The 14,239-nt window shown below is 59.9% G+C and carries 11 protein-coding genes and 1 pseudogene; 8 read left to right on the top strand and 4 right to left on the bottom strand.

The annotated features are described in order from the left end of the window. Positions 1 to 47 precede the first annotated feature (47 nt). Positions 48 to 872 carry a hypothetical protein gene (locus AC0L14_RS27475; protein ID WP_473751383.1) on the bottom strand — a complete coding sequence of 275 codons (825 nt, stop codon included), beginning with the start codon at positions 870 to 872 and terminating at the stop codon, positions 48 to 50. A gap of 197 nt (positions 873 to 1,069) precedes the next feature. On the opposite strand from AC0L14_RS27475, the pseudogene AC0L14_RS27470 reads away from it, so the two are divergent. The 7 genes and pseudogenes from AC0L14_RS27470 to AC0L14_RS27440 form a co-directional block, all read left to right on the top strand. Next, positions 1,070 to 1,366: pseudogene (locus tag AC0L14_RS27470) on the top strand (zincin-like metallopeptidase domain-containing protein); the annotation flags it as partial. A gap of 245 nt (positions 1,367 to 1,611) precedes the next feature. Then, the gene (locus AC0L14_RS27465; protein WP_473751382.1) at positions 1,612 to 2,031 is read left to right on the top strand and encodes a DUF2958 domain-containing protein; all 420 of its coding nucleotides are present in this window, start codon (positions 1,612 to 1,614) and stop codon (positions 2,029 to 2,031) included. 78 nt (positions 2,032 to 2,109) lie between these two features. After that, positions 2,110 to 3,663, top strand: coding sequence for a ParB/RepB/Spo0J family partition protein (locus AC0L14_RS27460; RefSeq protein WP_473751381.1), 1,554 nt, complete (start codon positions 2,110 to 2,112; stop codon positions 3,661 to 3,663). Positions 3,664 to 4,810: 1,147 nt separating this feature from the next. Then, the gene (locus AC0L14_RS27455) at positions 4,811 to 5,842 is read left to right on the top strand and encodes an aspartate aminotransferase family protein (RefSeq protein WP_473751380.1); all 1,032 of its coding nucleotides are present in this window, start codon (positions 4,811 to 4,813) and stop codon (positions 5,840 to 5,842) included. Continuing rightward, positions 5,829 to 6,167, top strand: coding sequence for a hypothetical protein (locus tag AC0L14_RS27450; protein WP_473751379.1), 339 nt, complete (start codon positions 5,829 to 5,831; stop codon positions 6,165 to 6,167). The genes AC0L14_RS27455 and AC0L14_RS27450 overlap by 14 nt, the downstream gene beginning before the upstream one ends. A gap of 1,055 nt (positions 6,168 to 7,222) precedes the next feature. Next, positions 7,223 to 7,435 carry a cold-shock protein gene (locus AC0L14_RS27445; protein ID WP_008874821.1) on the top strand — a complete coding sequence of 71 codons (213 nt, stop codon included), beginning with the start codon at positions 7,223 to 7,225 and terminating at the stop codon, positions 7,433 to 7,435. A 375-nt stretch (positions 7,436 to 7,810) separates the two neighbouring features. Then, positions 7,811 to 8,644: a prephenate dehydratase gene (locus tag AC0L14_RS27440; RefSeq protein WP_473751378.1), complete on the top strand. Its 834-nt coding sequence runs from the start codon at positions 7,811 to 7,813 to the stop codon at positions 8,642 to 8,644. 386 nt (positions 8,645 to 9,030) lie between these two features. Here the strand turns inward: AC0L14_RS27440 and hemN are convergent, their stop codons facing one another. Continuing rightward, the gene (gene hemN, locus AC0L14_RS27435) at positions 9,031 to 10,368 is read right to left on the bottom strand and encodes an oxygen-independent coproporphyrinogen III oxidase (RefSeq protein WP_473529151.1); all 1,338 of its coding nucleotides are present in this window, start codon (positions 10,366 to 10,368) and stop codon (positions 9,031 to 9,033) included. A 202-nt stretch (positions 10,369 to 10,570) separates the two neighbouring features. Further along, a complete protein-coding gene (locus AC0L14_RS27430; RefSeq protein ID WP_473751420.1) occupies positions 10,571 to 11,038 on the bottom strand; it encodes a Ros/MucR family transcriptional regulator in 468 nt (155 codons plus the stop codon). A gap of 585 nt (positions 11,039 to 11,623) precedes the next feature. On the opposite strand from AC0L14_RS27430, the gene AC0L14_RS27425 reads away from it, so the two are divergent. Beyond that, positions 11,624 to 12,592 carry a cytochrome-c peroxidase gene (locus AC0L14_RS27425; protein ID WP_473751419.1) on the top strand — a complete coding sequence of 323 codons (969 nt, stop codon included), beginning with the start codon at positions 11,624 to 11,626 and terminating at the stop codon, positions 12,590 to 12,592. A gap of 240 nt (positions 12,593 to 12,832) precedes the next feature. On the opposite strand, the gene tdh is transcribed toward AC0L14_RS27425, so the two are convergent. Then, a complete protein-coding gene (gene tdh, locus AC0L14_RS27420; RefSeq protein WP_473751377.1) occupies positions 12,833 to 13,867 on the bottom strand; it encodes an L-threonine 3-dehydrogenase in 1,035 nt (344 codons plus the stop codon). Between the last annotated feature and the right edge of the window lie 372 nt (positions 13,868 to 14,239).

Below are 14,239 nucleotides of genomic sequence, written 5' to 3'. Positions count from 1 at the left end.
CTCAGCTTTTGACCAGTCCTGGAGCACGTTCCGACCGAACTCAGGCTTCACCCCGAGATCATCAAAGCCCGATCGAAGATGGTCTGGCTGATGTGCCCTGCTTTCGGCACGATTTCGACTGTCCATCCGAGATCAATCCCGAGCGTCGTTGCGAGTGATTTGCAGTGATCATGGTGCCAGAGGCCGCGCGCCAGACGGTGTGGACCCTGAGCGGCGGCCTCGTGGCCGCGCGGAAGGTCGGCAGCGGTCGTGTCGACGTCATTCTCCCCTAGGAGAATGTGAAGCGGCCGGGACAGGTATCGACGCAGATTGCTTTCGGTAATGCCGATTCCGCCCAAGCCGGCGGGATAGGCCAGATCTAGCCTAGGGAGCATATAAATTCCGCTGTTCGACGATATTGCCGTATGAACCAACGAGCCTTCGGTGAGTGCAACATAGCGTAAGACGAACTGCGAGCCGGCAGAATTGCCGTACATGTCGAACTGATGATGCTGATATCGATTGGTCCCCTTAAGCGCGGCAAACAATCGATCGACAAGGCTGAAGCTCCAAGCCCCTCTGTCCCTCAACGGCAGACCCGGTAGAGTGTCGATCACGTTTCCAAAGTTGTAGGAATAGATGGTCGGGAAATTCTCCAGATCGAATTCCGGGACAACGACGACCTTGCCGAGTTGTTCGGCGGTTTCCACAAACGCATCGCGAAATTCAGATGCCTTCCGGTCAAGGCCATGCAGCGCGATCATCATGCGGGAAGCCGGATTTACCCGCTCCGGAACATGATAGAATACGCGTACTTTTCCAGTCGCTCCTGCCCCGATGTCCCAGAAGCTGAAGCAACCGCTGCCTACACGCAGCTCAGTGTCATCCGACATTGCTGTCTTCTCCCGAACAGAATGACCATGCTAGCAAAGTGGGACGTCCAGTTCCCATCGTAACTCGTGGTTTGCCGGTAGCTCGATTATGCCGGACTGCCGCACGGCCAAAAAGCCGGCACATTAGTCGCCAACCTCGGCTATGCGGCATAATCCAGCTTACGGCATAATGGGTCTTATGCCGATATCGGCATAATGGCCACTGGACCGGCCACCCGGCGCGGCTGGCGCGCGACCTCTCCGGCGCCTTCGGTTCCAAGACCTATGCGCGCGAGGAATTGGTTGCCGAAATCACTGCTGCCTTTGTCTGCTCGACCCTCGGCATCGAGCCGACCGTGCGCCATGCCGACTATATCGGCGCATGGCTGAAGGTGCTGCGCGAGGACAACCGCGCCATCTTCCGCGCCGCAAGCCTTGCCTCCAAAGCCGCCGATTTTCTTCTTGGCTTCAACGCCGAGGCCGAAGGCGCCCAGCAAGACGAGATCGCGGCATGAGCGCGCGCGATCCCGACACCCTGCGGACCGAACCGACGCCGCAAGGCGAGCAGACGCTCATTCCCGGCGTCCGGCGGGTCACCACGCGACCGCCTTGCCCTCTTGGCCGATGCGCCCGCGCGCGGCGCAAAAGCCGCTCGATATCGGGCTGCTCGATGGTGAGGCGGATCAGAGAAAGATCCAGTGAATCTTTCTCCCGCCGAACGCCAGAAATCAAGTGAACCTGTTTTGAGAGGAGTTTTCCCATGATCCTGATCACCGACGACCTTTGCGCCCGGCTGCTCGCCAATGGCGCAACCGACACCGAAACCGACCATGTCCCGGTGGTAAAACTGTTCGATCCGACCGGGCCAGCAACCTGGCTTCTCACCGAACTCGACGCCGACGGCGACACAATGTTCGGGCTTTGCGACCTCGGCTTCGGCTTCCCCGAACTCGGCAGCGTCAGCCTTGCCGAGCTTGCAAGCGTCAAGGGCCGGCTTGGCCTCGGCATCGAGCGCGACCTCTGCTTCAAGGCGCGCTTTCCGCTCTCTGTCTATGCCGAAGCCGCTCGGCTGTCCTGCCACATCACCGAAGACGAGCGGTTGCTGCGACAGGCAGCAGAAGCCCTTGGCAACGCCCATTCCAAGCTTCCGCCCGACACGGCGGAACAGACGCGCCGCTAGGCGCGAAAACCGTCCCGCCGCGCCGGCTTGCAGCCTCTGCGGCGGGGCAATCCCACCCCTCAACGAAGGAGACAAACCATGCAACTTGCCCACATTCCGCTTGATAAGCTCAACATTTCCGCGCTCAACATGCGCCATTCCAAACGCGCGCCCGACGTGTCGGACATCCTGCCGTCCGTTCGCGCGCGCGGCGTCCTGGTGCCGCTTCTGGTGCGGCCCAACGGCACGCCGGAAAGCTTCGAGATCGTCGCCGGCCGGCGCCGCTATTTCGCCGCGAAATCGCTCGCCGACGAGCGAGGCGAGGGCGATGCCTTGCCCTGCGCCATCATGGAAGAGGGCGACGACGCCGACGCGCTCGAGGCCTCGCTGATCGAAAACTTCGCCCGGCTCGATCCCGACGAGGTGTCGCAGTGGGAGACGTTTTCGCGGCTGATCAAGGAGGGCCGCGGCGTTGCCGACATCGCCGCCACTTTCGGCATCACCGAGCTTCTGGTCAAACGCATTCTGGCGCTCGGCGATCTTCTGCCCAAGATCCGCGAAGCCTATCGGCGCGAGGACATCGACGCCGAGACGGCGCGCCATCTGACCATGGCCTCCAAGGCGCAGCAGAAGGATTGGCTGGCGCTTTATGCCGATCCCGAGCAATACGCGCCGCGCGGCCTCCAGTTGAAGCAATGGCTGTTCGGCGGTCAGTCGATTTCCACCAAGGTGGCGCTGTTTGCCGCCGAGGATTATCCCGGCCTGATCATCTCCGATCTGTTCGGCGAGGACAGCTATTTCGCCGATGCCGACCTGTTCTGGCAAAAGCAGAACGAGGCGATCGCCGCCAGACGCGATGCCTATCTGGAAGCCGGCTGGCCCGAGGTGGCCGTGCTGGAACCGGGGCAGCATTTCCAGTCATGGGACTACGAAAAGACGCCGAGGAAGAAGGGCGGCAAGGTCTTCATCTCAGTCTCGCATCGCGGCGCGGTCGAGTGCCATGAGGGCTGGCTGTCGCGCAAGGAGGCCCGCCGCGCCCGTGCGCAAGGCGAAGCCGGCGCGCTCGACGAAATCCCCGCCAAGCCGTCGCGGCCGGAGCTCACCGGGCCGATGCAGAACTATGTCGATCTGCACCGCCACGGTGCCGTGCGTACCGCCATGCTCGACCATCCTTGTGTCGCGCTGCGCCTGATGGTGGCGCATGCCATCACAGGCTCGGGCCTGTGGCAGGTGCGTGTCGAGCCGCAGCGCACCGCCAATGAAGCGGTGGCGGCAAGCCTTGCCGCGTCCAGGGCCGAAGCTGTATTCGCCGAAAAACGGCGCGCGGTGCTTGCGCTGCTTGGGCAGGCCGACGAGGAGGGTGCGATAGCCGGCGGCAATGGCGACGCCTTTGCGCTTGCCGCCGTCTTCGCCCGTTTGCTGGCACTTTGCGACGACGATGTCCTGCGCGTTCTCAGCCTTGTCATGGCCGAGACGGTCGAAGCCGGCAGCGCCGTCATCGAGGCGCTTGGCAATCACCTGAATGTCGATATGGCCGCTTGCTGGCAAGCCGACGACGCCCTCTTCGACCTGATGCGCGACAAGGAAATTGCCAATCTGATACTCGCCGATATCGGCGGCAAGCATGTCGCCCACGGCGGATCGGTCGACTGAATCGGCAGGTGCTTCGCACGCCCGCGAGAAACAGCTCCGCCGGCCTTTCTCACCGAACCGCATTAAATCCCCGAGAAAAGGCAGAAGGAACGCGAATCGTAATGGCGGGCTCGGCCGGAAGCAGCTCCGCCGTTGCCCTGACTTGATCGAGCATCACCGGATGAATCAGGCTGTGGGGCGCTGAATGTTGTCGATGCCGAGCTTCTCGAGCTCCGCTCCGACGAGCGGGGCTGCAAGCGAGTTGGAGGGATCCAATTTGTAGATAGCATGGGCGCCGATCGCATGTTTCTTGTTGCCTCGAGCTCGGGCCTCTAACTTTTGAGTCGAGGAGACGACTTCACTGTTCTTGTGTCCGGCCGTGTCCGAATGAAGACGTCTTAGGTTCGAAACCCGACACAACTGACGCGCCGGCATCCCGCCCGAGTGTCATGAATGCGTGGTTTTCGTCCTTTGATCGCACTCCTCGGTGGTACGTCAATTGCATGGTGGCAGTTACGTCCGGGGGGCCAGACGAGTTGTTCCTCTCGATCATCCAACTGCGCGCGGAACGTGACGGTGCGCATCTCAGGGAGTAGCTGATGCGCGTAGTCGTCGTATAAATCCATGATTACACCGGAATGATCAATCGGTTCGGATAGCCGCGCCTTGGAGGCCGACCACCGCGGCGAGGTCAAAAGCGTGACGGCGCGGTACTGCGAGAGGCGGCCACCAGATGCCGCGGTGCAACGGCGATAAAGATCTGCTCGCTTCGCTCGTGTGGTTTATGCCGCCCCTCCGCAAGCCGGGGTCCTCGGGGATCGCCTTCAACATGCGTACGGTAGTCAGGGCGAGAAGCGGTCTCACCCACCTTCCCGCCTACCCGGCGGGCATCCCGTACACCGGACCGGGCCGCTCGGACATGGCTAGCGCTCGACAAGATCATTGCCAGAAACTAGTCCGCGATGCCGGCATGCTGACCCCGAACTTTTGCGTGATCGTTGCGGCACCAGAGTGCCGGCGGGCTGCGATTCCGCCACGAAAGCAGGCAGCATTCTCGATCCGTGTTGATGGTGTAAGCCTCCATCAGAACTCGCTGTCAGCGCAAAAAATGGCAGCAAATTTTCGTAGCGCCTCGCCATCTCGACAAAGGTAGTCAAGGAGTTCGGACATGCAGCGCATTTCAGGGCTAGGCCACAACCGGGGAGAGGTCGTTGGGCCAAAATCTCGCGAGGAGTTTCAACGAGCACTAAAGATCACGCCCGGCGGCAGCATGCGTGCTGCGCAGTTTTTCGCTCCCCACCCGCCTTATGCTGTGGCAGGAGCGGGCTGCTGGATTACTGACGCGGACGGCAGCAAGGTCTTCGACTGCGCAAACAACTTCTTCTCGCTCGTTCACGGCCATGCCTTTCCGCCGGTGATCGAGGCGCTGCACACGGTTCTGGACGACGGCACCGCATTCGGGCTTCCGACCACAAGCGAGACCAGACTTGCGGAAGCAATCACGACGCGTTCGCCGAAACTTGAGCAGGTCCGCTTTACGAGCTCCGGCACCGAGGCTGTTATGTTCGCCGTCAAGGCCGCTCGCGCTATTACAGGGCGCCCGATGATTGCCAAGTTCGAGGGCGCATATCACGGCGCCTATGATTATGTGGAAGTGAGCCTTGATTCTACACCAGACAACTGGGGCGATTCGTCGCCTAGCAGTGTGCTCTATGCCAAAGGAACTCCCGCCTCCACTGCCGCGGATGTCCTTGTCCTTCCTTACAACGAGCCCGAGACGTGCAGAGAGCTCATCCGTGCACACCATGAGCGCCTCGCCGCGATCCTTCTCGATCCAGTTGCTTCCCGCGTGGGCATGCTTCCGATAGAGGCGGATTTGCGGGAGGTCATCCAGGATTGCTGTAACCGCTACGGCATCCTGCTTGTGGTTGACGAGGTCGTTTCTTACCGCGTCGGTTTCCGTGGCGCCCACGACATCTTCGGCTTTGAGCCGGATCTTGTCGCTTTGGGCAAGATCATCGGCGGAGGTTTGCCCGTTGGAGCCGTAGCGGGGCCTGCGTCGTACATGGCGGTCTTCGATCACACCAGGGGCAAGCCAGCCGTGTCCCCACGGCGGCACGTTCAGCGCAAACCCGCTCAGCATGACAGCTGGGCTGGCGGCACTGCAATCATACACGAAGGATGCCGTGGCCCGCCTTAACCAGATGGGCGACACGCTTCGCAGCGAAGTCATCGAGCAACTCAGAAGGCGCGAACTCCCCGCGCAGCTTACCGGCGCGAGCTCCCTCTTTCGGCTCCACCTGAAGACTGAAGTGATCCGAAACTACCGGACCTCGTTCCCGAGCGCATTGCAGAAGGCGGCGCTCGCAAAGGTGCACCTTGCAATGCTGGAACGGAGTTTTCTAATGACGACGAATTGCTCTGGCGCGCTCTCGACCCCAATGAGCGAAACCGATGTCAAAGATCTAGCCGCAGCGCTCGTGGATGCCGTTCATGAAACCTGGAAACAATCTCCGTGGGACTGATCGAGCAACGGTGGAAAGCGCAGTCGCGGCAGCGTCGCGTTGGCGGCTTCGCCGATACCTGTCACTAATCATGATAATCCGAGCGATCAAATGATCGCGGGCAAAGCGGGAAAAGAAATGCACGACAATAACGTCGAACGGCGCGCCGCCAGCCGTCGCCATGTCGAGAACGCTGCAATTCAAAGGGCTAACTGCCGTGGCGCAGTATGCGAGCGCGCGGCTGGTCCGCGATCGACCGGTAAGTCTCAGCTTGCCTGCCCGTGGACACGAGCCAATCGAGGGTTCCGCGCAAGGACGCGCCATCGGCTTCGCGGCTTTTTTCACCGAATTTCCAGCATTCCTGCCGTTTTCCGATTTTGCAGGGTTGGTTTGCGGCGTTTCCGAGCCTTTCTACCCAGTGTGAGTTGTTTTCGGTGGGAGCCCGGTTCCTGCACAATGGCCCGGACCTGCCCCATCAAGAAGGCTTCTATCGCGTCGTTGTAGAGTGGGCTAAGCCCCTGCGGCCTTCGGCGAGGCAGGGTCTTGCCCCATACGGGTGAGGATCCTCGCGCAAAAAGACTATGGGAACATCATCCTCATGGGATGTGAAGTAAAAACTTGTCCTTTCACGACAGCAAAAACTTGCAAGGCAGCAGCACCAATGCCTGACAGCTTTCCACACGAGTCCTGGCGCTTCAAGAGCCGCCCCTGATCACCCTCCAGCTGCCAAGCGCGATCCGCGCTCGCCCGGGCTACGCAACCTTGACCAGTTCCGCCCGGGCGAACGCTGACCGTCGCACAGTCCATAAGGGGTCAAATAATTGGGCGCGGAGGGGAGGCGGGATTGGGAAAAGCGCAAGCTCAAGCTCGAACGCTATATGGCTGGGCGGTTCAGGCCATAACGGAGCGCCAGGGCGGGACGCTTCGGGGCGACAGGCGGTCACGAGGAGCGCGAGCCGGTTTGCGATTTGAACCGAGCTTTTGCTATTTTCACTTTTGCTGCCTCTAAAATCTCGGATATGAAGCGGACCTGGCTTATGGCCTGCCTGCATTGAATGGTTACAAAGGAATACGCTATGGCGACTGGAACGGTAAAGTGGTTCAACAGCACCAAGGGATTCGGTTTTATCCAGCCTGACAACGGAGGTCAGGACGTTTTCGTCCACATTTCCGCTGTCGAACGAGCGGGCCTTTCGACCCTTAATGAGGGCCAGAAGATCAACTACGAGGTCGAACAGGACCGCCGTACCGGCAAGTCCTCCGCAGGCAGTCTCAGCAAAGCTGGCTGACTTTTTCTGCTTCTGCCCGGCAAGAGCCGGGCAGAAGTGCCACTGACCAGCTATAGGAGCGGGCAAGAACACGGATCTCCCGCTAACCGGGCGGCGGATTGCGGGAAGCTGCTAAGTTCTACTGAAACAAGATGTTTGCAAGTGAAGAGGGGCGGGTCCCCAGCCTCTTATTTTCTGCAGCAGATTCTTACCAGCAGAGGCCGACGGCAACCGCGTCGCGTCAGAACGAATCTGGACAAATGAGATCGAGCTGCGAGCTTCTTGTGGGTCCGGTCGCTTCACATCGATCAATGCTATATTTTCGGTCATGAACCCCGTGCGTGTGATTTTCATGAATGAGGGCTCTGACGCATTATCGATCGAGTGTGCCGGGGAATGAACGAGCAATTCAGCCAGCCTCCAGCCATCGACACCTCCGGAATCAAGAGGGCAGGGTACATTGGCCCTGAGGGGACCTGGACCCATCAAGCCTCGCTGGACCTCTTTGGTGACCGAGTTGAACTCGTCCCGTTCAGCGACGGATTGTTCGAAGCATATGAGAATGGCTGCGTCGACATTGCCTGCGTCCCAGCTACGACCTCTCTGGTCGGAGCCACTCCCTACCTCGACCAAGTCTTGAGCTTGAGGTCTCCCACGATTGTCGCCGAGTACCCGAAGGTCCTGAGCTACAGCCTCATGGCCAGCAAGGACGCGAGTTTCTCGATGATCACAAAGGTGGTGGGCCACCCCGTGGCCCTGCAGGAGGTGGCCGGGTGGCTCGACGAGAACATGCCCAACGTCGAGCGAGAGAGCCGTGGGGGAGCGACATGTTTCGTGGCTGAGCAAAACTCTCCCTGGATAGCGGCATTTGGTCCTGCGCTTGGTGCCAAGCTGTACAATCTGCAGATATTGCGAACAGGAATTGAAGAAGGGCTGCATAACGTTACGCGGTGGTGGGTGCTCGGGCGCAGGACCCCTGAGCCTTCAGGATTTGACCGGACAACACTTCACCTCCGCGTTTCAGAGCAAAATCTCAGTTTTGTCCTGAACAGGTTCTCGAAGGACAATTTAGCCGTTCTCAATGTCTACCAGCGTCCGACATGCGAGCGGCTGGACGCCCATCAATATGTCGTCGACGTCGCTGGCCACGTTTTGACGCACCCGGCGCTGGCTGCGTTGGCCGAGATTGATGGCCTGAGAATTCTCGGATCCTACCCACGTCGCTATTAGCCGGCTAGGCTAGTTTCCGCCCATAACCCCAAGACTGTTGATCCCCATTACCCATTACTGACGAACAGGGGACCGCCGCATCGAAACTTGATGCGGTGTATCCGTGCCTTGGCAAGTGGACGAGATCATAGCGCCGACGATCTTTCGTCGGCCCAATTTCTTGCCTGCGAAACGGTGGTATTCATAGGCACAGATGTCGACCGGCCGGGCATCTCGCAAAACCAATCACCGTTGTATGACTGTGACGCTTATAGGCGGTACGCTTGCCCATTCGGGAAATCAAACACTTCAAATCCGCGCAGGGGGCGCCGTGACGGGGGTCTACGGCAGTTTTACCGCTTGCACGAACTTATCGCTTTGGCCTCCCGCCCGCGGCTTGGCTGTGCTTATGGGACAACCCGGTCGAGAAAAGCATCGAATGCGGCAGCAACAGCGCGAACCACGAAGCGATGCTCCTGCCGCACCCGGATGAAACCCTTTTCGATGTCAAGTATCCCTTCCTCGGCGAGCTTCGCCAGGCGCTCAGCAGCCGAATCGAGGAGGCGAGTTGGATCGAATCCAAAGGCCGCACAAATTGCCGGCACATCGGCCTGCAAATCGCACATCAGCCGCTCGATGATTGCGGCTCGCACGCGGTCTTCGTCTGTGAGCCGGTAGCCTTTTGACGTCGCCAGGCGGCCAGCTGCTATGTGCCGGTTGTAGGACTCACGTGTCACTTCGTTCTGGACGTAACCCTCGCCGACCCGCCCGATGGCCGACGCGCCGAAACCGATCAGGGTTTTGCAAGTGTCGGCCGAGTAACCCAGCGAGTTACGCCGTAACCGACCGCTGGTCTGCGCCATTGTAAGTTCGTCGTCCGGCAAGGCGAAATGGTCGAGGCCGATCTCTCGGTAGCCGGCCGCAACCAGCGTCTCTGCCACGGCCGCAGCCTGTTCGGCGCGGGCGGCGCTGTCCGGCAGCGCAGTCTTCTCGATCAGGCGCTGATTCCTTATCACCGATGGGATGTGCGCGTAGCCGAACACAGCAAGCCGGTCAGGACGCATGGCGACAGTCGCCGCCGCAGTCTGGACGCAGGACTCTACCGTCTGGTTCGGAAGACCGAAAATGAGATCGACGTTGATGCCGCTTACTCCATGCCGGCGCAGCTCTTCGACGGCAGCGGCCGTCTGCGCCTCGCTCTGGACCCGGTTGATCGCTTTTTGAACAATCGGATCAAAGCTCTGCACCCCGAGACTCGCGCGGCTCACATTGGCTGCTCCCAATGCTTCGGCGATCTCGGCCGTGAACGTGCGCGGGTCAATTTCGACGGCGATCGTAGCGGACTCCCTGAACGCGAAGCGGCGGCGCAGGAGTTCGATCATGGCCAAGAACTCCGCTGCCCCGATCAGGGTCGGGGTTCCACCGCCGAAATGCACGTCGTTGATGACGAGGCCCTGCTGCACTTGATCCGAGACCAAACGGATCTCGTCGCGCAGAACGGCTAGATAATCGAGGATCGGACCCTGATTGCGGGCAATCGTGGTCGGAAAGCCGCAATACCAGCAAATCGATCGACAGAACGGAATGTGAAGATAGAGCGACACCGGATCGTCAGCCGGCAGACCTCTTAGCCATTCCTCATAGCTTACGACCCCCACGCTGGCGGTGAACTCCGGCACAGTCGGATAGATGGTGTACCAAGGCAGGAGAGCCTCGCGACATTCTTTCAGGGTAGAGGTCTGCAACGGTTCCGTCCCAAGCTGAAAAGTTGGTCCTTTTACCGCTGCGGTTCCCTGTGTCTCTGCGCTATGTCAGTTCCATTCCGCTTCGCGGTGTGCAATCACACCGTGCAAGGAAAAGGCGGGACTTGATCCCGCCTTTTCGAGTGTTTCGCTCACATCATGCCGATCGAGCCGCCAGCCCCACAACGGGTCTGGATGGAGGAAGTCACGCTAGTACCTTCTTTCTAGACCGCTTTTCGGGCGCCGAGACTTCGGGCTCTTTCGGCTTGCGGCCGAGTCCCATCGTCTTGGCCAGGGCAGAGCGTGCAGCCGCATAGTTCGGCGCGACCATGGGATAGTCCGCCGGCAGACCCCATTTGGCGCGATATTCGTCAGGACTCAGCCCGTAATGGGTCGACAGATGACGCTTTAGGGACTTGAATTTCTTGCCGTCCTCAAGGGAGACAATGTAGTCCGGCGTCACCGATTTTCTGATCGGGACGGCCGGCGTCAATACCGTCGGCTCTTGTGCCGAGACGCGACCGGCCGCCGTGCGTTTCAAAGCTTCGTGCACATGGCCGATCAGAGCAGACAGCTCCCCCACCGGTACGGGATTGTTGGAAACATAGGCTGAGACAACATCCGCGGTAAGGTCGATGAGATTGTTGGTGTTTTCGAGGTCTTCTTCTGGCATGAAACTCTCCAGTGGATTGGTCTGCGGAGCGTCGCTTCTAGTGATGATTTCCGATGAAAGCAACAAATCTCGCGACAGGATTGTTCGTTGCTCGTCCAGCATTGAGGTCATAGTCCACTTCACGCTGTCGTGACACTGATCTGCGCGGTAATCGCTAACTGCGCCGTTATCCGCCGTTCAGTCCCGATCTCGTCCGTCTGAATTGCAGAGGCAAGACGCAGAAACCTTGTAAACCATGAGCCGTGCACTCGGTGGGCAGAAGGCGCCTATGAAACAGGTTGGCGCAGCGGCAGCATGCGGCGACAGGCCACGGAACCGACCAAACCCTCACCGAACAAACAGCGATTGCGCGCGCCCCACCGTTGGAGTCCGCCGTCGGGCGATGAACCGCAGTCACTGCTCCGCCGCTCGATTGGCTTGCTCGGCAGGTACGGTTCCCTTCATCTGCTGATCTAGCGCAGGGCGTTCGCGAGCCGCATGTGGAGAATGGTTTGCGTGCACATCGTAAGGACTCCATCTATGAAAATCCTATCCCCTGCGGTGGCTGTTGCGCTTGTGGCAGCCACAGCTTTTGCTGCGTAGTCCATTCTGCCAGACCTGAGAGAAACGGCACTGGCCATCTTCAAGCCCCTGCCCTCCATACCGGCAGTCACCAACCCGAGCACGCCGGAGAAGATTGCCCTCGGCAAGGCACTGTTCTTCGATCCACGCCTCTCATCCTCAGGCGTTTTCTCCTGCAATTCGTGCCATAACCTGGCCACCGGGGGCGACGACAATCGTGAAACTTCGATTGGCCACGGTTGGCAAAAGGGGCAGCGCAACGCGCCGACGGTGTTTAACTCTGTCTTCAACAAATCACAGTTTTGGGACGGTCGCGCCGAAGACCTGAAAGCTCAGGCCAAAGGGCCGATACAAGCCGGTGGCGAAATGGCCAACACGTCGCCTCGAGTGGTCGAGACGTTCAAATCGATGCCGCAATATGTGGAGTGGTTCCATTCAGCTTTCCCGGAGGAGGCCGATCCCATCACCCTCGATAACGTAGCCAATGCACTCGCAGCCTACGAGGTGACACTGGTCACGCCGGCCCCCTTCGACGCCTACCTCAATGGCGATGACACCGCCATCGGTCCCGAAGAGAAACAGGGCCTGGGCCTTTTTATGGAAAAGGGCTGCTCGTCCTGCCATTCCGGGGTCAATCTTGGTGGGGAAGGCTATTATCCATTCGGCCTCGTGGAGAAGCCCACCGCCGACGTTCTGCCGGAGAACGACAAGGGACGATTCGCCGTCACCAATGTACCAGAGGATTCCTATGTTTTTCGCGTGCCTTCGCTGCGCAACGTAGCAATCACCGCGCCATATTTTCATTCCGGCAAGGTCTGGGACCTGAGAGAGGCCGTCGCAATCATGGGCACCACCCAGCTTGGCGAAGAACTAACGCAAAAGGAAATCGATCAGCTGGTTGCCTTTCTTCATTCGCTGACCGGGAAGCTGTCGGAGAAAACATACCCCATCTTGCCGACTGAAAGGCCCACAACACCTCGGCCTCGATCATAGGCGTTTGGAAAACAGCCGATCGCGTCAGGCCTGTGAGCATTCCTTGACCGATCTGGGCGAATTGCCACAAGCGCAGCGTCCTCTGATCGCCCACGATGCGTCGCGGGCGATTGAGCGGCGCACATTGCGGAGGAGCTATTGCTTGCACCAGCCATGCTCCCTCCGCGGAAAGATGGCCGGCAGGCCAGAGAGGGTGCTGTCCCTCCAGCGTTGCCGAAAGGCTACTTCCGGCCAATCGCCCTACCAGTCCATCACCACCTTGCCGGAACTGCCGCTGCGCATCGCATCGAAGCCTACCTGAAAATCATCGATGCCGATGCGGAGGCTGATCAGGCCGCTCACATCGAGCGCGCCCTGCACCAGCGCGATCATCTTATACCAGGTCTCGAACATCTCGCGGCCATAGATGCCCTTGAGATGCAGCATCTTGAAGATGACCTTGTTCCAGTCGATCTCGAAGCCGGTGGGCGCAATGCCCAGAATCGCTATCTTGCCGCCATTGTTCATGGTGTCGATCATGTCGCGGAAGGCGGGCGCCGCACCCGACATCTCCAAACCGACGTCAAAACCTTCGGTCATGCCGAGCGCCGGCATGACATCGCGCAGCTTCTCCTTCGACGCGTCGACCACATGCTGGACGCCGAGTTTTTTCGCCAGCGCCAGCCGCACCGGGTTGATGTCGGTGATGACCACTTTTCGCGCGCCGACGCACTGCGCCACCAGCGCACCCATGATGCCGATCGGCCCGGCACCGGTGACCAGCACGTCCTCGCCGACCAGATCGAAGGACAGAGCGGTGTGGACCGCGTTGCCGAGGGGATCGAAGATCGCGGCGATCTCGTCCGGCACATCGTCGGGGATCGGCACGACATTGTGCTGCGGGATTGCCAGATACTCGCCAAAAGCGCCGGGGCGGTTGACGCCGACGCCGAGCGTGTTGCGGCACAGATGTCCCCGGCCCGCGCGGCAGTTGCGACAATGACCGCAGACGATGTGACCCTCGCCCGACACGCGCTGGCCGACTTTGTATTCGGTGACAGCGGCGCCGAAATCGGCGACCGTGCCGACGAACTCATGGCCGGTGACCATCGGCACCGGCACCGTATTCTGCGCCCACTGGTCCCAATTGTAGATATGGACGTCGGTGCCGCAGATCGCGGTTTTCCTGACCTTGATCAGCACATCGTTTGGGCCGATCTCCGGCACCGGCACCTCTTCCATCCAGATGCCCGGTTCAGCCTTGGCCTTCACCAGCGCCTTCATCATGTTCGACATCGGGTGCTCCTTACGCTTGGTTGATTTCGCTCCTCGCCCTGCTCCGGTAGCCTGCGCAACGAAAAGGTAGGCTCGGAGAACACCTGAGATCCTTGGACCGATCGTAATGTTGACGCCTTCCTTTGTGTCGAAGCAACATTCCACAGCGATCCGTGCGCTTGAAAACCCAGTCCAGCGAACCTCAGCGGAAGCGGAGCAAGCGCCACGCCAGATGCAGCGAAGTTTCAATTCAAGCGATGAGGAATGGTCGCAGCTTGCAGCTGGGCGGCATGGCTATTTCGTCGATGTCCGCCACATGCGACGCAATCACTCGACACGATGCTCTCGATGGTCGGTCTGGCCGCCGATATCTTGATGTGTCGGTGCACAGGC

The organism is Mesorhizobium sp. WSM4841 (assembly GCF_055811515.1).
The sequence above is the reverse complement of the archived record's forward strand: the minus strand, read 5'-3'. Positions and strand labels throughout refer to the sequence as shown.